Below are 18,694 nucleotides of genomic sequence, written 5' to 3'. Positions count from 1 at the left end.
CGATGCTGATCACGACGAAAGACCTGCAGCACCTCTTTGCCTTGATCGCCGAGGGCATCGCCGCGCAGCGCGATCATCTCTGCGAGTTGGATGGCGCCATCGGCGACGGAGATCACGGCCTTGCCATGGACGCCGGCTGTGAAGCCGCCGCCAAGGCCGTCGGCGGGCTCGATGCCGCGCAGACTGCGCCGACGCCTGCCTTCAACGCTGCGGCAAAGGCATTTCTGAATGCGGTCGGCGCGTCATCGGGCCCGCTCTATGCCACCGCCTTTATGCGCGCAGGCGCTTCGGTCAAGGACAGGTCTAACCTGAGCGATGACAATTTTGTGCGGGCTTTCGCGGCGATGGCGCAAGGCATTCAGGAACGCGGCAAGGCGGAGCCCGGCGAAAAGACCATGGTCGACGCCTGGAAGCCGGCGGCCGATGCGGCGCTCAAGGCCTGGGCGTCGGGAACCGCCCTTCCTGAATGCTTCGACATGGCGGAGCGGGCAGCGCGCCAAGGCTGCGAAGCGACCCGGGATATGACGGCGGCCAAGGGGCGGGCATCGCGGCTGGGGAAACGAGCGATCGGCCATATCGACCCCGGAGCGGCCTCGGCCGTCATCATCATCACCGCGATCGCAAAATTCGTTCGGCAGCATGATGGTTATCTCATCATACCAGTTGACATGTGAATGACTATCTGCAACAAGGGGGCCGCTTATCAAGAGGAGGACGGTAATGCTGACCCTATCCGCGAAATTGAAGACTGCGAGCATCGTCGCGATCGCCATGGCGTCTTTCGCCGCGACGCCGGTTCTTGCCGAAGACATCACGCTCTGGACCCTCAACTTCGACAACAACGCCGCCAACGGCGCGCTCAAGAAGGTTGCGATGGATTTTGAAGCGGCAAACCCGGGAACCCATGTCGAGATCGTTCAGCGCGCCGTCGACGAGCATAAGACGGCGCTCCGCGTCGCGGCCGGTTCCGACAAAGGCCCCGACATTTATTTCAGCTGGGCGGGCCTCGGCCTTGGCGGCGAATATGTGAAGGCCGGTCTCTCCCTGCCGCTCGACAAATATTATGCCGAATATAAATGGAACGACGAATTGCTGCCCGCCGCTGCGGCTTTCGCCGACCTCTATCCGGGTGGCAAGCATGGCGTTCCCTTCACCTTCAAGGGCGAAGCCGTCTATTACAACAAGAAGCTTTTCGAACAGGCCGGCATCAAGGAAGAGCCGAAGACCTATGAGGAATTTCTCGCCGCGGCCGACAAGCTGAAAGCCGCCGGCATCCCTGCCTTCACCTTCGGTGGCACGGTCAACTGGCACGTCATGCGCCTGATGGACGTCATCCTCGAAACCAAGTGCGGCGCCGAAAAGCATGATGCACTGAAGGCTATGACGCTGGATTGGACCAAGGAACCCTGTGCGACGGAGGCCTTCGCCGAGTTTGCGAAGTGGACGAAGGATTATACGCTGCAGCCGTTCATGGGCATCGACAACAAGCAGTCCTACAGCCTCTTCACCGCAGGCCGCGCGGCGATGATGCTCGAAGGCGACTGGTTGGTCAGCCAGCTCAACGGCTCCGGCGCCAATCTCGACGATTACGGCATCTTCCCCTTCCCGACCAATACCGACCGTCTCTATGGCTTCGCCGAGTACAATTACATCAGCACCAAGAGCAAAAATCCTGACACCGCCGCGAAATTCCTCGACTATTTCCTGTCGACGAAGGTGCAGCAGGATCTGCTCGGCCAGCTGAGCTCGACTTCCGTCAACAAGAACGTGCAGTACGCCAACCAGAAGCCGCTCGAGGCGGAATGGCTGGGGATCTTCCAGAAATTCGGCAAGGTCTACATGAACGGCGATCAGGCCTTCCCGCTCGATGTCACGACGGAATATTTCCGTGTCATCAACGACGTCGCCTCCGGCAACACCGAGCCGGCCGACGCGGTCAAGCAGCTGCAGAGCTTCATCGCAAGCAGAAGCTGATTCCTCCCAAGCGCCAGTCGATCGATCCTTGAGTTGATCGGCTGGCACATTCTTTCGTGAGCTGGCGCAAACGCCCCGCCAGCGCATCGGTCGAAAATCGGAATCGATTTTCGAAAGGCACGATGCGCAGATTCAAAGTGCTGCAGCGTCCTTTGCGCGTCTGAAGCACGCGCGGCGCTGTAGGAGGAAAGCATGTCACTTCGACAATCGACACATGATCCGCGCATGCAAGCGGCCATCCTGCTCGTGCCGGCGTTGGCGATCTATGCGGTCTTTGCGCTCTACCCGATGCTCAACGTCGTCATCCTGAGCTTCCAGAAGTGGAACGGGCTGGATGCCAACCGGCAGTTCGTGGGCATTGCCAACTATTCGGCGATCTTCACCCGGGACCCGGTCTTCTGGGTTGCCTTCCGCAACACGGTGATCTGGACTTTGATGAGCCTGATCTTCCCGCCTGTCGTCGGCCTGTTGCTGGCGCTCAGCCTCAATCAGAAGATCTTCGGCCGCAATGGCCTGAGGGCGATCTTCTATCTGCCCGTCATCATCGCGCCGATCGCCGTCGCCACCATGTGGAAATGGATGTACGATCCCTTCTTTGGCCTGTTCGCCCAGCTGCTGACCTCCTGGGGCATGCAGAGCTGGATCAAGGACTGGCTCGGCAACAGGGATATCGCCCTCTATTCTGTCTTCGTCGCCTATCTCTGGCAGACGGTGGGTTTCTCGATGGTGCTGTTCCTGGCCGGCCTGCAGAGTGTCTCGCAGACGCTGGTCGAGGCCGCGCGCATCGACGGCGCCGGCCGCTGGGCGGTGTTCAAGCATGTGACGCTGCCGGCATTGCGCCCGACGATCACCATCGTTCTCGTTCTTTCGATCATCTCCTCGCTGAAGGCCTTCGATATCGTCTACGGCCTGACCGGCGGCGGGCCGGCGCAGTCCACCCAGATGCTGGCGCTCTGGGCCTTCACGCAGGCCATGCAGATCTTCGATTTCGGCCGGGGTGCGGCGATCTCCGTCGTCCTGCTGCTGATCACCATGGCCGTCGTCATTCCCTATTTGAGATGGACCCAGAAACACGAGGAGGTCGAATCGTGACAGCAGTGCCGAGCGATACCGCCGCCGTGCATCTCGAAGTCCAGCCGTCGTCGATGAAGCGCGATCCCGTTCTGATCGGCCTCTGGATCACGCTTGTCGTCGTCGCCCTCGTCTGGGTTGCGCCCTTCGTGTTCATCGTCTTTACCTCGCTGAAGACGCCGGCGGCGGTGACGAGCACCGGCGCCTTCATGCCGCCGACCGAGCTTGCCTATGACAATTACAGCGCTGCCTGGAGCCGCGGCAATTTCGCCAACTCCTTTCTGAACAGCGTCATCATCACCGTCATCAAGGTGCCGCTCGGCCTGTTCCTGTCGGCCATGGCCGCCTATGCTCTGGCCAAGATCAAGCTGAAGATCAGCAAGGCCCTGCTGCTCGTCGTCGTCTTCGGCACGATGATCCCCTTTCAGGTGATGCTGGCGCCGCTCTTCACCCTGGTCAATTCCTTCGGACTGATCGACACCTATCCCGGCGTCATCCTGCCCTATATCGCCTTCGGCGTTCCCTACCAGGTCTTCATCCTGCACGGCTTCTTCAAGGGCATTCCCAAGGAGCTGTCGGAAGCAGCCCTCATCGACGGCGCCACCCACTTCACCATCTTCCGGCGGATCTTCCTACCGGTGTGCCTGCCCGTGCTTGCCGCGCTGCTCATCCTCGATTTCGTTTCCACCTGGAACGAATTCGCCATGGCGCTGGTGCTGCTGCAGGACCAGCACATGTGGACCTTGCCGCTCGGCTTGATGTCATTCCAGGGGCAGTTCTCCAGCAATTACGGCCAGCTCAACGCGGCGATCGTCATGACCGTTCTGCCGGCGACGATCGTCTATCTCATGTTCCAGCGCTACTTCGTCTCCGGCCTCACCTCCGGCGCCGTCAAGGGCTGATCGCGAAATCTTATCTCACGAGGAGAGACAGAATGTCTGATGCAACAGTCGAAAAATGGGGTGTGTTCGAGGCCGCCTTCGAGGGGCCTGCCGGCGGCAATCCCTATCTCGACGTGGCATTCGATGCCGTGTTCACCCAGAAGAGCCGCGATGTGCGCGTGCCGGGCTTCTATGACGGCAACGGCACTTATCGCATCCGTTTCATGCCCGACAGTGAGGGTGAGTGGTCGTTCAAGACGCGCTCCAAGACTGCGGCCCTCGACGGCAAGACCGGTGTTTTGACCGCGACCGCACCTTCGGCCGGCAATCACGGCCCGGTGCGCGTGCGCAACAAATTCCACTTCGCCTATGCCGACGGCACGCCGTTCCTCTCCTTCGGAACAACTTGCTACGCCTGGACGCATCAGCCGCTCGACATGCAGAAGCAGACGCTGGAAACCCTCAAGACGGCGCGTTTCAACAAGATGCGCATGGGCGTGTTTCCGAAGGACTATCCCTATAATGTCAACGAGCCGCTGCATGCCTGCTTCGAACGCGGCACGGACGGCGGCCAAGATTTCGACCGGCCCAACCCCGCCGCCTTCCAGCATTTCGAAAAGCAGGTCGCGGCGCTTTGCGAACTGGGCATCGAGGCCGATATCATCATCTTCCACCCCTATGACCGCTGGGGCTATGCCGACATGTCGGCCGCGCAGGATTTCCGCTATGTCGAATATCTGGCCGCGCGTCTTTCCGCCTACCGGAACGTCTGGTGGTCGCTCGCCAATGAATATGATTTCCTCATCGACACCAAACCGATGGCGCAGTGGGACCGCTACTTCCACATCCTGGAGGAAAACGATCCCTACCAGCACCTGCGCTCCATCCACAATGGCGACGTGACGGCGAATTTCGATCATCGCAAGCCGTGGGTCACGCATAGCTGCATTCAGAACCCCGACGTCAAGCGCACCCAGGAATGGCGCGATGCCTATGGCAAGCCTGTCGTCAACGACGAGCCGGAATATGAGGGCGACATCCTGCAGTCATGGGGCAATCTCCATGCCGGGGAACTCGTGCATCGCTTCTGGATCACCATGGCGCGCGGCGGTTATGCCGGCCATGGCGAGACCTATTCGCATCCCGAGGATCTGATCTGGTGGGCCAAGGGCGGCGAGCTGCGCGGCGAGGCCTGGAAGCGCATCGGCTTCCTGCGCGATCTGCTGGAGGCCGACGTCAAACATGGGCTCGAGCCGCTCGGCATCATCGGCGAATGGCCCTGGTCGCGCGTATCGGGGGCGCGTGACGGCGACGGCGATTTCCGGCTGATCTATTTCGGCGAACATCAGCCGGTCGTCTGGTCCACCGGCCTGCCTGTCGATGGCGACGATTACGATGTCGATATCATCGACACCTGGGAGATGACGATCACGCCGGCCGAAAAGGTGGCAGCGCCCGTTCCGCATCCGACCCGCCACGGCTCGGTCGTGCGCGGCGGAAAGCCGGACGCGGCCTTCGGCGTCAAAATCCCGCGCAAACCGTATCAGGCGCTGCGCGTGCGCCGGCGCGGGAAGCACTAATCAAGGGTCCAAAATGTCTGGCTTGAGCATCAGAAACGTCAAGAAATCCTTCGGCACGGTCGATATTATTCATGGCGTCGACGTCGAGATCGCCGATGGTGAATTCGCCATTCTCGTCGGCCCCTCCGGCTGCGGCAAGTCGACCTTGCTGCGCATGATCGCCGGGCTCGAAGACGTCACCGCCGGCCAGATCAGCATCGACGGCCGGGTGGTGAACAATCTGCAGCCGAAGGATCGCGATATCGCGATGGTCTTCCAGAACTACGCGCTGTACCCGCAGATGACCGTCTCCCAGAACATGGGTTTCGCGCTGGAGCTTGCCGGCGCCAAGCGGCCTGAGATCGAGAAGAAGGTCGGCGAAGCCGCCGCCATTCTCGGTTTGCAGCCGCTTCTCCACCGCAAGCCGGCGCAGCTTTCCGGTGGGCAGCGCCAGCGCGTCGCCATGGGCCGCGCCATCGTTCGTGATCCCAAAGTCTTCCTGTTCGACGAGCCGCTCTCCAATCTCGATGCGAAACTGCGGGTGAAGATGCGGGCGGAGATCAAGGCCCTGCACCAGCGGCTGAAGACCACCATCGTCTACGTCACCCATGACCAGATCGAAGCCATGACCATGGCCGACAAGATCGTCGTGCTGCATGGCGGCCGCGTCGAGCAGATCGGCAGCCCGCTCGAGCTCTATGACAGGCCGCGCAACATCTTCGTCGCCGGTTTCCTCGGCTCCCCCGCCATGAATTTTCTCGAAGGGACGATCGACGATGGGGGAAAGCCGGCATTGGCGCTGTCCAGCGGTTCGCGCGTGGCGCTGTCGCGGGCGCCGGCCAATTCAGCCAACCGGCCGCTGACGCTCGGCATCCGCCCGGAAGACATCGCCTTCGGCGGCGAGAACGGGGTGGATGCCGTGATCAAGGTGGTCGAACCGACGGGATCGGAAACCCATGTCGCCGTGGAAGTCGACGGCCGGGAGCTGACATGGGTCGTGCGCGAACGTGTCGAGCTCGTCCCGGAACAGCCGGTGAAGCTTTCCTTCGAAACGTCCAAGGTTCATTTCTTCGACCGGCAGACGCAGCAGCGATTGAACGCCTGATGACAGTTTGCGCGCAATCGGCGAACGCGAAACCGGTGTCGAGTGCGCTGGACGATGCCTCATCGTGGCAGACGAAATGGTGACTTGTCACCTCGAAATCTCGCCGATAGGTTGTTGACTAGAGCATGAGGCCGAAAAGTGAGCGCGGTTTTCTCATGACATCATGCTCTAACTCTTTAACTGAGAACAGGATTCAGATTTTAGGCCAACTGGGCCTAAAATCATCCTGTTCTAGCGACGAGGTAGCCAAGACATGCACATCCGAAAAGCCGTCTCCTCCGACGCCGAGGAGTTGAGCGCTCTCTTGAACGAGATCATTCGGACCGGCGGAACGACAGCGCTCGAGACCCCGCTTTCGGCCGCCGAATTCGCGGACTGGTTCATCGAGGGCGAGTTTCCGCTTGTCTGCCATGTTGCAGAGCACAATCAGGCGCTTGTCGGCTTTCAATCGCTGAGCTTATACGGCGATCCGCCGAAAGGCGTCGCCGACATTGCGACCTTTGCCCGCATGAACCCAAAGACCGCGGGCGTCGGCAGCGCGCTTTTTCCCGCGACCCGGGCGGCAGCGAAAGAGCTCGGGCTGGAATTCATCAATGCGACCATCCGCGCCGACAATATCAGCGGACTTGGCTATTACGCGAAGATGGGCTTTGAGACCTATGACAGGCTGGTTCAGGTTCCGCTTCAGGACGGAACGCACGTCGACAGGATCAAGAAGCGTTTCAGCGTAAACGCCATGGGTCGCGCGACGCCGCACGGCTGAATGCCTCGACGGCGCTCTGGGAAGCTGTTGAGGCCAGAGGCCGCCCGGCTCGGAATGATGCTGGCTTGCAGGCCAGCTTTGAGGTGCGTTCGTTTATGGCCCGCCTGTATTAAGCGTATGACCTAACAATGTAGTTTTCTGCAATGGAAGCTAATTAGCGCTTAACTTCCGTCACGAATGCGGAGTCTTGAGGATCTGTCCGCTATCTGTATTAACCAGATATCGGCAGATATGGATCCGCTTGATGTAAAGGCGTAGCAAAACGGAACAGATCGGAAGCCATGTCCGGAGATGAGTCATGCCGACTGCGATATTTACGCTCGACGAACTGGCGGTGGTCCGCCGGGCTTACGCCCATCAGGTGGCGGCAACCGCCGGAATAACGAACCCGCGGATCGAGGCCGCCTTTGCCGTCGTGCCACGCGAAAAATTCCTCGGTGCGCCGCCATGGCAGATCGCCAATCTGGGTGGCGGATATCGCCCGCTGCTTTCCTCCGATTTGGTTCTGGCCTATCAGGATGTGCTGTTCGCCTTGCAATCCGACAAGGGCGTCAACAATGGCAGCCCGTCGCTGCATGCGCGGCTCCTGGCTGAACTGGACGTGCAAATCGGCGATCGCATCGCTCATATCGGTGCCGGCACTGGCTATTATAGCGCCATTCTCGCGGAGTTGGTGGGTGCGGCGGGTCATGTCTTTGCCGTCGAGATGGATCCGGATCTCGCGGGTCACGCCCAAGCAGCGCTTGCCGATCGGGCCAATGTCAGCGTCATCATCGCCGACGGCAATCAATGGCCGCAGCAGGAGGTGGATGCGGTCTATGTGAATTTCGCCGTCGGGCGTCCGGCGGCACCCTGGATCGAAAGGTTGCGACCCGGGGGACGTCTGGTGTTGCCGCTTGGCGTACCGCGCCAGGGCCGACCGTCGAGTGGCGGCCGTCATGCCTCTCATGGCGCCGCGCTTCGTATCGAGCGCGGCGCAAGTGGATTTGCGGCGCGCTGGATCAGTACTGCCTATTTCGTCTGCGCCGATGGTGGATTGACGATCGACGAGAACGAGATTGAGGCGCTGACGGCTGCATTCAAGCGCGGCGGCATCGAGTTCATAAAAAGCCTGCTCTGGAAAACGGACCCGCGGGTAGGGCGCTGCTGGTATATCGGCGACCAATGGGCGCTCTGCTATGACGATCCCTGAAGCATTCCTTCCAGAGTGCCGACTGCTGCATCTCCGTTGCGAACAGCGACGCAGCCCACCACGCCGAAGATCGCGATGCCCCTCGCCCCTTCGCCCGGCGCGATCAGTCGGCCGCAGGTTTGATCAGCGACGACATCGCAACACCCGAGCATCCGGCGGAGATGGTATGGGCGATGACACGTTCGGAGTGTCGACCTTAGATCCGGCCTTCCCGAAGCTTAGCGCAAGCTCGCCAACGGCGCCTCTCCCCAGTTGAAGCGGGAAACTCTGCTGTTGAAATTTGCTGTCGATGATCTTCGAGATCGAGCCGGAGGCGCCGAGTATTCGAGCCGCGGCCATGCGGCGAAAGTTCATATGAATTGCGCACCACCGCCGGCGGCAAGGCGGCAGCTTCGGCGCAGGTTGGCGACGCAGGCAATGAACTTTGCCGCCGGCTCCGCCGATCCCGTTTGAGGACCGGATCGATAGGAGCGGAAGAAATGGAGGATGTGGCCTGTCCGGCTACTCCAGTGGTTTGCCGAAACAGCGAAAGCCCGGCGCGGGAGAGGCACCGGGCTTCGATAGTGAGCGACAGCCTGGGAGGAGGAATGACTGTCTGTCGGACCCAAGCGGCTCGGAGGGGTGAAGCGCTTCGGTCCATCACGAGGTAGTGCCGCGACGCGGCAAATTCAAGCTTGGCGGCTGGGTGGCAAGACGGGTGACGCTGCAAGAGGGTCGAATTGGGCGCAGCTTTTGATTATTGCTCGCGGCCGGATTCGGCGGCGTTGTCCGCGGACAACTTGCGCTGCGCCGCCACTCATTCCCGAAGCGAGCAGGTCGCTGCGTCCTTTGAGGCGTTTGCGGGGAGCGCCTCAGGCTCAATTGGACGACAGCGTAAGGTGAAGTGTTCTCGAGAACTTGTTCTGTCTCGATGGTCACCGGGTTGTCCGCGGACAACCCATTTACGATCAATCCCGTATTCTCGACGCTCAGGCTTTTGCATAGCTGATCCTTCCTCACCTTTAGCGCGCGGCGCCGACGCTGCTCCTTGCATTTCCCTCGACGTCGGCGCACCCGCATCGCCCGTCGAGGCCCCGAGCGGCGCGCTTCAGGGTGAGGCTCTCGGGGGTAGTATCGGAATCTTCAACGCCTGAAATTGAGACGCAGGAAATCTACCGCCCCTTGTTGGGGGCGCATCCTCCAGCGTGCGCCTCATCTTGAGACACGCAGGCCGACAGCCGGAGCCTCGAAGGACGTGCTCAGCGCCGTTCCTTGCACTCCTTCGGCGTCGGCGCACCGGCCTCGCCCTTCGAGGCCTCTTGCGGGGCGCCTCAGGATGATGCTCTCGTGTGCGGTGGCGCGGGTTCTTCAACGCGCACTATTGGAGCGCAGATCCGCAGTGTCCCTTGTTGAGGACGGCACCCTCAGGGCGTTCCTCATCCTGAGGCGCGCAGGCCGACGGCCGGAGCCTCGAAGGGTCCGCTCCAGCGCTGCTCCTTGCATTCCTTCGACGTCGGCGCGCCCGCCTCGTCCTTCGAGGCGGTGCGCCTCGGGATGAGGCTCTCGTGGGCCACGGCACGGCATTCTCCAGCGCTCGTTGTTGGGCGCAGATTCCTGGCGTCTCCTATGGACGGCGGCACCCTCTAGGCGTCCCTCATCCTAAGGGGCACAGGCCGAAGGCCATTGCCTCGAGGGAGACGCCGCAGCGCTGCTCTTTGCATCCATTCGGCGTCGGTGCGCCCCTCGCATTTCGCTGCCATGCACACCAGTTGCGGGGCGTGTTGAATAGGCTTTGCGGCCATCGTCTGATTGGAAGTTGTCCGCGGACGACGGGCAATCAGGCAAGCGGACCTACATCCGAGTTCAGGGATTCGCCTGGTGACGCGCCAGGCCTCGTGCCGGGAAGAGCCTTTGGCCGAGGTCTGACCCGGCCGAGGCTCGGCTGTCGCACGCCCGTGACGAGGCGAGCGTGCATCGTCGGACGTGCATTTTTCATCGGTCGATGCTTGGAGATATCGAGCCGATTGCCCTTCCGCCATGTGACACCGCATCCATCGCGCGATGGCTGGTCGAGGCGCACGGCAGTCTGGCCGGCCTCGCCATGCGGCCGAACCGAATGACCATGAAGCAGGGGAGGGGCTGGTTCTCAAGCAGCGCCGACCCGGTCTGCAGACGAGACTTTCGGGGGCGTATCGTGAATGCGTTGTCCGGCTGCGACCGAGGTATTGAGATCTCGATCTCGATCGCGGGCAGGCAATGCTCCGGCTTCGGCGGCGGGCAACATGGATGATGCCGGGCAGAAGCACCTCCGCGTCCGGTTCCCGATATTCGCGGTCGATAACGAGAGCAGCTATTGCAGGGGATTGCCACTGGCGTTATTGTTTTGTCGATCGCTGAAGGCGCTGTGGTCGCAACATTGCAGACGCTTGGAGCCAGAATTCGCTGCCTTTGAGACCGAAACGATGGTTGTCGGGCAGGCTTGTCGAAAAGACCGCCCAGTCAGTAACGAAACTAAAGTGCGAATTCACTTCCATAACTGGAAGTGATAATAACGAGATCAATGGCTTAGAATTTTGTAAGCTGCACCATACCCCCCGCCACCAGGCGATAGATTCCCCCGCAGCGACCGGTTTGACAAGCCCGAATCGGTCAAAATTGCCGTTACTCGACAGGCTCGAGGAACGGAATGATTTTGCCCCCCGCTCGAATGGTCGCGGGAGGCAGCGGCTTGCATCCTTTAGCGGCACTCTGCGTTATCCCCGCACCAGAGCGGAGAGCATCCTCATGCCAGATGTGCTTCACCTCAAGAAGATGTCGATCGCAGCGGCGATGGTGGCTGCGGCGATCGGCGCACTTGCGTTGATGCAGGCAACGGAGCGCAGTTCCGTTCCCCCGAGTGCCGAACCCCGCCGCGCGGTTGACGATCATGGCCGCAGCGCCGCGACGCCCGAGGCTATTCCGCTCCGCGGACTTCGCGATGTGTTCTGGCGCGTCTACCATGAAGTCCTGAACGACCGGGTCACACTCATTGCCGCGGGTGTGGCCTTTTATCTGCTGCTGGCGCTGTTTCCCGCCATGGCGGCTCTGGTGGCGCTCTACGGGCTGGTTGCCGATCCGATCACCATATCCGAACATCTTCGCGAATTGGCCGGCCTCATGCCGCCGGGAGCGTTCGATCTACTTGCCGATCAGATCAAGGAACTCGTCAATAAGCGCGACAGTGCACTTGGCATCACCTTTTTCGTCGGTCTCGGCATCGCGCTATGGAGCACGCATAGCGGCACGCTGGCGATCTTCGATGCGATGAACGTGGCCTACGAGGAGAACGAAAAGCGCGGTCTTATCCGGTTGAACCTCATAGGCCTCTGCTTCACCTTGAGCGCGATGCTTCTGACGGTGGTCATGGTGGCGCTAGTCGCGGTCATGCCTGTCGTGCTCTCCTATCTCTGGCTCGATCAATTCAAGGAACACATGGCGCTCCTCCTGCGGTGGCCGCTGCTTCTGCTGGTCGTTGCGGTTGCCGTTACCGCGGTCTACCGCTTCGGCCCCAGCCGGGAGCCTGCCAAGCTCCGGTGGATGACGTGGGGCGCGGGTCTGACGACGGTCGCCTGGGCGGCCATGTCGCTTGTCTTCTCTTTCTATCTCGATCATTTCGCCAATTATAACGCGACCTACGGCACGCTCGGCGCGCTGATCGGCTTCCTCGTCTGGATCTGGCTGTCCGTCGTCATTCTCGTCATCGGCGCAGAACTCAACGCCGAGCTGGAGCATCAGACCGCGCGGGATACGACGACGGGCACGCCGCTCCCGATGGGCGCGCGCGGCGCCTATGTTGCGGACACTTTGGGCGAGACCGTGAGTTGACTGTTAAGGAGCGGCATCGATCATTGCATTCTCCGATGCGGTTTTGATGTAATTTATCCTTGGGCAATCCCGACAGAGGAGACGATCATGACGGCCCCGCATCCTTCCAAAACCCATATCGGCAATCATGCACTGCATCCCGAAACGCAGATGCTGAATTACGGCTACGATCCAGAACTCTCGGAAGGGGCGGTCAAGCCGCCGGTATTCCTCACCTCCACCTTCGTCTTCAACTCCGCCGAGGATGGCCGCGACTTCTTCGATTACGTCTCCGGCCGCCGCGAGCCGCCGGCGGGGAAAGGCGCGGGTCTCGTCTATTCGCGCTTCAATCATCCCAATAGCGAGATCGTGGAGGACAGGCTCGCCGTCTATGAGCGGACGGAAAGCGGCGCGCTGTTTTCCTCGGGCATGTCGGCGATCGCCACCACCCTGCTTGCCTTCGTTCGGCCGGGCGATGCGGTCCTGCATTCGCAGCCGCTTTACGGCGGAACGGAAACATTGCTGGCCAAGACCTTCCTGAACCTCGGCGTCGCCGCCATCGGTTTTGCCGACGGGGTCAGCGAGGGATCGGTGCAGAAGGCGGCTGAGGAGGCGATGGCCAAGGGCCGAGTCTCTGTCATCCTGATCGAAACACCCGCCAACCCAACCAACAGCCTGGTCGATGTCGCGATGATCCGGCGCGTGGCCGACACGATCGGCGCAAAACAGGGACATACGCCGATCGTCGTCTGCGACAACACGCTGCTCGGGCCGGTTTTCCAGCGGCCGATCGAACACGGCGCCGATATCTCGCTTTATTCGCTGACCAAATATGTCGGCGGCCATTCCGATCTGATCGCCGGCGCCGTTCTCGGGCGCAAGGGGATCGTCAAGCAGGTCAAGGCGCTGCGCGGTGCGATCGGCACGCAGCTCGATCCGCATTCCTGCTGGATGCTCGGCCGGTCGCTGGAAACGCTGCAGCTGCGCATGGAGCGGGCAAACAGCAATGCGCGGGCCGTCGCCGATTTCCTGCGCGATCACCCGAAGGTCGAAAAGGTTCACTACCTGCCCTATCACGATCCGGACTCGCCGCTGGGACGCACCTTCGCCGGACAATGCACCGGTGCCGGCTCCACCTTCTCCTTCGACATCCGCGGCGGTCAGCCGGCCTCCTTCAAGTTCCTGAACGCGTTGCAGGTCTTCAAACTTGCGGTCAGCCTCGGGGGTACCGAATCGCTTGCGAGCCACCCGGCCACCATGACGCATTCCGGCGTGCCCGCCGATGTCCGCCAGCGCATCGGCGTGCTGGAATCGACGATCCGCCTGTCGATCGGCATCGAGCATCCGGACGATCTGATCGCCGACCTGGAACTGGCGCTACAGGCGGCCTGATACGACGGGGAAATCGATGCCCGGCGGCGCCGGGCATCGTGGGTGACGTCACTTGTCGTCGGTCGTCAGTTCCGTCTCGTCGGTATTCAGCACGAAGACCGCAAGCAGGCGGGCCGGCTTTGTCTTGCTGGCATTCTTGCTGACGGCGTGATGATCGCCCGGAAATTCGGAAAAGCTTTCGCCGGCCTTATAGACCTTCTCCGGCCCGTCATTCACCTTGCTGGTGATCGCCCCTTCGAGAACGGTGGCGTAGATGAAGGCCGAGGCCGGGTGCGTATGGCCGGGCGACGAGCCGCCCGGCGCATATTCGACGAGCACCGCCCGCATGCTCTTGCCGGGAACATTGGGAAGCTTCTGGTCGAAAACGACGCTGACCTTCGCGTCGCCGCCTGCAGCATAAGCCTGAGTGCCGGCGGCAAGGACAATGGCGAACGCGGCCGCCGAGATCATTTTCCTGAGCATGTGTGGTCTCCTGCGTTGATGGGACGTGGTCTCGCTGTTAGGCGCTCTTTTTCTGCGGCGGCTGCCGGCTGAGCCAATCGTCGAAGCGGATCCGGCCGAGCCGCGCCTTGGGACCCGTTACCAGCGAGTTATCCTCAAGCTCGACGCCGAAATAGCGGGCGTGGGGATCGGCCGTCACCTGGCGCGGATCGTTCGTCGCTTTCAGGAGGCGCGTCACGATGTCGGTGAGGCGGATTTTCTCCGGTCCACCGATCTCGATCGTACCGCTCAGAGGCGCGGCGAGCGCCACCTCGGCCATGACATCGGCGACATCGTCCGAAGCGATCGGCTGCACATAGGCCGGCGACAGATGCACCATCTGGCCGACGGTGCCCGACTGGGCGATGCCTGCCATGAATTCATGGAACTGGGTGGAATGGACGATGGTGTAGGGTATGCCAGAACTTTTGATCAGCTGTTCCTGGGCCATCTTGGCGCGCATGTAGCCGCTGCCCTGAAGGCGCTCCATGCCGACGATCGAGAGCGCGATGTGATGCTTCACGCCGGCGGCGGCCCCTGCCTTGAGCAGGTTGCGGCCCGAGGTCTGGAAGAATTCGAGAACCGCCTTGTCCTCGAAGGAGGGAGAGTTGGCCAGGTCGAGCACCACTTGGGCGCCTGCAAGCGCTTCGGCGAGCCCTTTGCCGGTGATCGTGTCGACGCCCGAATTCGGCGAGGCCGGCAGAACGTCGTGTCCCTTGCTGCGCAATCTTTCCACGGTCTTCGAGCCGATGAGGCCAGTGCCGCCGATAATGACGATCTTCATGGGTAGTCTCCTTGACCTTGCGAGGATTTCCTCTGTTGACTTGAGGTGGCTGCCGAAATCGCGTCCTCGGCGAGGCAAGCGACGTCATCGATCTAGGGACCGTCGCCGCGGGGATTTTCCGGCGCGGCCGGCCGGAACCGACGGGCTGCAGAATGCGCCGGATCGCGGCCCCGAACCATTCTCCCCCAGTCGCGGTCACCCTATGCGTAGGCAGTAGCCGGGCTCGCCCTGCGCTCGATCCATCCGGCCGAAATGGAGGAGTTTCACGTCATCCGGGATCGGCCGAACCTACCCTCGGAGCAGATAGGCGAGCCTGATGGCACGGCGTATCCACTGTCGGGCAAGCCGTGGCTTGCGTCATCAACCCTCTCGATGGAGACGAGAATGATCAAGCGTTTGAACTTCATAGCCCATAAGAACAGCGGCGTTGACGGTCTGGTCGCCGTCGAAGCCTGGATCGCCAAGAGCTTCGACCCGAAGCTGCTCGAACTTGTCAAAGTGCGCGTTTCCCAGATGAACGGATGCGCTCACTGCCTGCATATGCACCGTCAGGACGCCCTGAAGCTCGGCGAAACGGACGACCGGCTGCTGCTTCTGAATGCGTGGCGCGAGTCGCAGCTCTTCACCCAACGGGAGCGGGCCGCCCTCGCCTGGGCCGAGGCGCTCACAGAAATCGCGAAAAGCCATGCGCCTGATAATGTTTATGAAGAGGCGCATAGCAATTTTTCGGATGACGAACTCGTGGCCCTTTCGATCGGCATTGCGATGATCAACGCCTGGAACAGGCTGGCGATCGGCTTCCGGCTTCAGCACCCCGCGGATCACAAGCGCATCGCCGCCTGACGGGATCGCAGCATGAAGAACGGACCGGGCGAAGAGCTTCGCCCGGCTCAGTTTGCTAAAAACCTGGTTTGTTACTCGGTGTCATGTTTGGTGGCGACGACACACGATACCCTTATGATCAGGAAAGCGTGGCGGTCTCGAACATGGCGGTCAGCCCGATGCCGCCGCCGATGCCGATCATTGCCAGGCCGGTCGCGCCGGCAGCTGAGCCGCTTTTATGGGCGCGGATCAGCTGGCTGTAGAGCCGGGTGACGAGGATTGCACCGGATGCGCCGAACGGATGACCCAAGGCAATGGCGCCGCCATTGCTGTTGACCGCGTCCGCGGAAACTTCGAGTTGATCCAGCGATGCCAGAACCTGGGCCGCGAAAGCCTCGTTGAATTCGATGGCATCGACGGCGGCGAGCGAGAGCCCGGGCTGACGCTGAAAGAGCTTTTTGGTCGAGGCAACCGGACCGATGCCAAGCAGGTTGGGGTCGACACCGGCCGCCGCGCTGTCGATGAAGGCGAGGCCCTTGTCGATGCCGAGACTTTTCGCCATCCCGCGGCTCATGACCAGCACCAGGCAGGCGCCGTCATTCACAGGGCAGGCATTGCCTGCTGTCACCGAACCGCCGGGGAGAAAGACCGGCCGGAGGTTTGCGAGCGCCTTGAGCGATGTGGATGGGCGCGGGCATTCGTCGCGTTCGACCAGTCCGTGGCCGGTGGAGATTTCGACGATCTCGGGCCGAAAGATGCCGGCATCGGCCGCCGCGGCGGCGAGCTGGTGGCTGCGGAGCGCGAATTCATCCTGTCTCTGCCGCGATATGCCGAATTGACGGGCGACGTTTTCGGCGGCAATTCCCATCTCAGGATCGCCGACGGCATCAGGCGAAAACCGGGCGCGCCCATAAAAGCGCGGTAGTGCCCCATTGGCTTTTGGTCGTTCGACACGCCATGGCGCGGTGCTGACGCTCTCGACGCCGCCGGCCAGAAAGCAGCAGCCCGCTTTCGCCTGGATCAGGCGGGCGGCCATGATGATCGCTTCCAGGCCTGAACCGCATTGCCGGTCGATCGTCACACCCGGAACCGCCATGGGCAGGCCTGCGGCGAGTGCCGCCAGCCGCGCGATGTTGCCACCACCGCCGGCGGCGTTACCGACCAGGACGTCGTCTATAACGTCGGGCGCAATTGCCGTTTCGGAAAGGATCCGACGGATGATCGGCGCGAGCAGGTCTTCCGCCGCAACTGTCGAAAGCGATCCGAAAGCCCGCCCGATCGGCGTGCGGTAAGCGGCAACCACGACCGGCTGCCAATCCTCGTCAGGCTGATAGGCGTAGGACAAGATCGTCTCCCGAGATCACAGCCGTTTCCACGTGCCCCCTGGCAATCTTGCCGCTGCTCGTCATCGGCCAGGATCCGATATGGTAGAATTGCCTGGGGATCTTGTACCTGACGAGCTTATCCGCGCAATAATCGGCCAGGATTTTTGGATCTGTCGCCTCTCCCGACACGACCGCGACGATCCGCTGGCCGTAATAGGCATCCGGCAGCCCGAAGACGACGGCATCGTCGACCCCCGGGCAAGCTTTTAGGGCGCTTTCGACTTCGGCGGGATAAACATTATTGCCGCCGGATATCATCATGCCGCCTGCCCTGCCGATCACCCGCAGCATGCCGTTTTCATCGAGTTCGCCGAGGTCCCCGACCGTCGCTCCCGCCTCGGTGACCCGGAATGCCTGACCGTCGTCACCCCAGAGATAGCCGTCGGCGATCAGGTCGCTCCTGACGAATATGGTTCCCGGCACATCGGTCCCGACGTTGTTTTCATCAGGGTCGCGAATGGAAATTTCCACGCCGGGATAGGCTTGTCCCACCCGATCGATCGGAAAATCGACCGCGCCGCCGACGAGCGTCGAGACCGTCATGAAACCGATTTCGGATGCGCCGTAATATTCCCTTATGCGCGCCTTCGGAAAAAGACGGCGCATGGATTCGACCCCGTTCACGTCCAATTTTGCGCCGGCGGTCAGGACATCGCGCAGGGATGTCAGAGCCGGTTTGGCGGCCCAGGCCCTGGCAATGCCCGCTATATGGGTGGGCACGGCGACCAGCCGCTCGATCTCTTCGGCCGAGAGCGTGCGCGCGACGGCCTCGGCATCCCATTTCCTCACCGAATAAAAGGTGCCGCCGGCATCCAAGGCTTCGACCAAGGCGTAAAGCGCCAGCCCATGCGCCAGCGCTCCCGGGCATAGGGTCGATGGCGCGTCTTCGAGCTCGAAAACGAGACGGCCCCGGTCGAGGCTGCTGCGCCATTGCTCGCGCGAGCGATAATAGGCTTTCGGCTCGGCGGTGGTGCCTGAGGTAAAGCCGATCAGAAAAATTCCCTCGGCATCATCAGGCAGGTCGCCTGCCGCTGCGCCAACATCAAAGGGTTCGGTTCCGGCGACGACGACGGGAACGCCGAACCTGCGGCCGATCTCGGCGTTCGGCCCGGCATCGTCGTCGACAACAAGCACGTCCGGCGCCAGCCGCTCGATGATGCGCTCGATCCTCTCCGGCGGCATCATCGGGTCGATCACTGCGCAGGCATTCGGGATGGCGGTGGCGGCGACAAAATACTCGGCGAAGCCGATATGATTGCCGAGGCTGAGCGCAGCAAGCTTCTCCACCCAGGGCAGCTCGAGCTTGCGGCGGCTCGAGCGCGGCAATTCCTGGAGAAAACGGTAAATCGCCTTGGCGCGCGAATAGAGCTCGCGGTAGCTCAAGGAGCGGCCGTCGATCACCAGGGCCGGTTTATCCGGCCTTTCCGTTGCATGTCGAAGAAGCTGCGCATGGATCGGCATGGA

At 61.7% G+C, this 18,694-nt stretch carries 16 protein-coding genes; 11 read left to right on the top strand and 5 right to left on the bottom strand.

All coding sequences use genetic code 11. The features are described from left to right. The first annotated feature begins 2 nt into the window (after positions 1 to 2). The 8 genes from dhaL to HJB89_RS04620 all read left to right on the top strand — a co-directional run bounded on the left by dhaL (position 3) and on the right by HJB89_RS04620 (position 8,545). Positions 3 to 674 carry a dihydroxyacetone kinase subunit DhaL gene (dhaL, locus tag HJB89_RS04655; RefSeq protein WP_207585102.1) on the top strand — a complete coding sequence of 224 codons (672 nt, stop codon included), beginning with the start codon at positions 3 to 5 and terminating at the stop codon, positions 672 to 674. A gap of 46 nt (positions 675 to 720) precedes the next feature. Then, complete coding sequence (locus HJB89_RS04650; protein WP_221149092.1) at positions 721 to 1,974, top strand: ABC transporter substrate-binding protein; 1,254 nt, start codon at positions 721 to 723, stop codon at positions 1,972 to 1,974. A 192-nt stretch (positions 1,975 to 2,166) separates the two neighbouring features. Further along, entirely contained in the window at positions 2,167 to 3,066 is a 900-nt protein-coding gene (locus HJB89_RS04645; RefSeq protein WP_221116855.1) for a carbohydrate ABC transporter permease, read from the top strand. Between the two features lie 53 nt (positions 3,067 to 3,119). Continuing rightward, positions 3,120 to 3,947 (top strand): carbohydrate ABC transporter permease, encoded by an 828-nt coding sequence (locus tag HJB89_RS04640; protein WP_259671144.1) that lies wholly within the window; start codon positions 3,120 to 3,122, stop codon positions 3,945 to 3,947. A gap of 32 nt (positions 3,948 to 3,979) precedes the next feature. After that, positions 3,980 to 5,506, top strand: a complete 1,527-nt coding sequence (locus HJB89_RS04635) for a DUF5060 domain-containing protein (protein ID WP_221116857.1) — start codon at positions 3,980 to 3,982, stop codon at positions 5,504 to 5,506. A gap of 13 nt (positions 5,507 to 5,519) precedes the next feature. After that, on the top strand, positions 5,520 to 6,590 hold the full coding sequence (locus HJB89_RS04630; protein WP_221116858.1) for an ABC transporter ATP-binding protein: 1,071 nt from the start codon (positions 5,520 to 5,522) through the stop codon (positions 6,588 to 6,590). Between the two features lie 253 nt (positions 6,591 to 6,843). Continuing rightward, on the top strand, positions 6,844 to 7,353 hold the full coding sequence (locus tag HJB89_RS04625) for a GNAT family N-acetyltransferase (RefSeq protein WP_221116859.1): 510 nt from the start codon (positions 6,844 to 6,846) through the stop codon (positions 7,351 to 7,353). A 298-nt stretch (positions 7,354 to 7,651) separates the two neighbouring features. After that, entirely contained in the window at positions 7,652 to 8,545 is an 894-nt protein-coding gene (locus HJB89_RS04620) for a protein-L-isoaspartate O-methyltransferase (RefSeq protein ID WP_221149091.1), read from the top strand. A gap of 1,415 nt (positions 8,546 to 9,960) precedes the next feature. Here HJB89_RS04620 and HJB89_RS04615 read toward each other — a convergent pair. After that, positions 9,961 to 10,098 carry a hypothetical protein gene (locus tag HJB89_RS04615; RefSeq protein WP_207585110.1) on the bottom strand — a complete coding sequence of 46 codons (138 nt, stop codon included), beginning with the start codon at positions 10,096 to 10,098 and terminating at the stop codon, positions 9,961 to 9,963. 1,210 nt (positions 10,099 to 11,308) lie between these two features. Here HJB89_RS04615 and HJB89_RS04610 point away from each other — a divergent pair. Together HJB89_RS04610 and HJB89_RS04605 are read left to right on the top strand one after the other, a co-directional pair. Next, on the top strand, positions 11,309 to 12,388 hold the full coding sequence (locus HJB89_RS04610) for a YihY/virulence factor BrkB family protein (protein ID WP_221149086.1): 1,080 nt from the start codon (positions 11,309 to 11,311) through the stop codon (positions 12,386 to 12,388). Between the two features lie 87 nt (positions 12,389 to 12,475). After that, positions 12,476 to 13,759, top strand: coding sequence for a cystathionine gamma-synthase family protein (locus HJB89_RS04605; RefSeq protein ID WP_221149084.1), 1,284 nt, complete (start codon positions 12,476 to 12,478; stop codon positions 13,757 to 13,759). 48 nt (positions 13,760 to 13,807) lie between these two features. Here the strand turns inward: HJB89_RS04605 and HJB89_RS04600 are convergent, their stop codons facing one another. After that, entirely contained in the window at positions 13,808 to 14,221 is a 414-nt protein-coding gene (locus HJB89_RS04600; RefSeq protein ID WP_221149079.1) for a cupin domain-containing protein, read from the bottom strand. 37 nt (positions 14,222 to 14,258) lie between these two features. Next, positions 14,259 to 15,023: an SDR family oxidoreductase gene (locus HJB89_RS04595; RefSeq protein ID WP_221116863.1), complete on the bottom strand. Its 765-nt coding sequence runs from the start codon at positions 15,021 to 15,023 to the stop codon at positions 14,259 to 14,261. Positions 15,024 to 15,407: 384 nt separating this feature from the next. Here HJB89_RS04595 and HJB89_RS04590 point away from each other — a divergent pair, with 384 nt between their 5' ends. Beyond that, complete coding sequence (locus HJB89_RS04590; RefSeq protein WP_207585115.1) at positions 15,408 to 15,866, top strand: carboxymuconolactone decarboxylase family protein; 459 nt, start codon at positions 15,408 to 15,410, stop codon at positions 15,864 to 15,866. A 118-nt stretch (positions 15,867 to 15,984) separates the two neighbouring features. Here the strand turns inward: HJB89_RS04590 and HJB89_RS04585 are convergent, their stop codons facing one another. Continuing rightward, positions 15,985 to 17,190: a thiolase family protein gene (locus HJB89_RS04585; RefSeq protein WP_207585116.1), complete on the bottom strand. Its 1,206-nt coding sequence runs from the start codon at positions 17,188 to 17,190 to the stop codon at positions 15,985 to 15,987. Beyond that, on the bottom strand, positions 17,168 to 18,691 hold the full coding sequence (locus HJB89_RS04580) for a class I adenylate-forming enzyme family protein (RefSeq protein ID WP_221149077.1): 1,524 nt from the start codon (positions 18,689 to 18,691) through the stop codon (positions 17,168 to 17,170). Before HJB89_RS04580 ends, HJB89_RS04585 begins: the two co-directional genes overlap by 23 nt. Positions 18,692 to 18,694 lie beyond the last annotated feature (3 nt).

It is taken from the genome of Rhizobium sp. NZLR8, assembly GCF_019685025.1.
Classification (GTDB): Bacteria; Pseudomonadota; Alphaproteobacteria; order Rhizobiales; family Rhizobiaceae; genus Rhizobium.
Note: the sequence above shows the minus strand (reverse complement) of the source record. Positions and strands in the feature narration are given on the sequence as shown.

What these genes read in the sequence shown, in the direction of transcription:
- dhaL (WP_207585102.1), top strand. Translation starts at nt 3, where the DNA reads ATGCTGATCACGACGAAAGACCTGCAGCACCTCTTTGCCTTGATCGCC.
- HJB89_RS04650 (WP_221149092.1), top strand. Translation starts at nt 721, where the DNA reads ATGCTGACCCTATCCGCGAAATTGAAGACTGCGAGCATCGTCGCGATC.
- HJB89_RS04645 (WP_221116855.1), top strand. Translation starts at nt 2,167, where the DNA reads ATGTCACTTCGACAATCGACACATGATCCGCGCATGCAAGCGGCCATC.
- HJB89_RS04640 (WP_259671144.1), top strand. Translation starts at nt 3,120, where the DNA reads ATGAAGCGCGATCCCGTTCTGATCGGCCTCTGGATCACGCTTGTCGTC.
- HJB89_RS04635 (WP_221116857.1), top strand. Translation starts at nt 3,980, where the DNA reads ATGTCTGATGCAACAGTCGAAAAATGGGGTGTGTTCGAGGCCGCCTTC.
- HJB89_RS04630 (WP_221116858.1), top strand. Translation starts at nt 5,520, where the DNA reads ATGTCTGGCTTGAGCATCAGAAACGTCAAGAAATCCTTCGGCACGGTC.
- HJB89_RS04625 (WP_221116859.1), top strand. Translation starts at nt 6,844, where the DNA reads ATGCACATCCGAAAAGCCGTCTCCTCCGACGCCGAGGAGTTGAGCGCT.
- HJB89_RS04620 (WP_221149091.1), top strand. Translation starts at nt 7,652, where the DNA reads ATGCCGACTGCGATATTTACGCTCGACGAACTGGCGGTGGTCCGCCGG.
- HJB89_RS04610 (WP_221149086.1), top strand. Translation starts at nt 11,309, where the DNA reads ATGCCAGATGTGCTTCACCTCAAGAAGATGTCGATCGCAGCGGCGATG.
- HJB89_RS04605 (WP_221149084.1), top strand. Translation starts at nt 12,476, where the DNA reads ATGACGGCCCCGCATCCTTCCAAAACCCATATCGGCAATCATGCACTG.
- HJB89_RS04600 (WP_221149079.1), bottom strand. Translation starts at nt 14,221, where the DNA reads ATGCTCAGGAAAATGATCTCGGCGGCCGCGTTCGCCATTGTCCTTGCC.
- HJB89_RS04595 (WP_221116863.1), bottom strand. Translation starts at nt 15,023, where the DNA reads ATGAAGATCGTCATTATCGGCGGCACTGGCCTCATCGGCTCGAAGACC.
- HJB89_RS04590 (WP_207585115.1), top strand. Translation starts at nt 15,408, where the DNA reads ATGATCAAGCGTTTGAACTTCATAGCCCATAAGAACAGCGGCGTTGAC.
- HJB89_RS04580 (WP_221149077.1), bottom strand. Translation starts at nt 18,691, where the DNA reads ATGCCGATCCATGCGCAGCTTCTTCGACATGCAACGGAAAGGCCGGAT.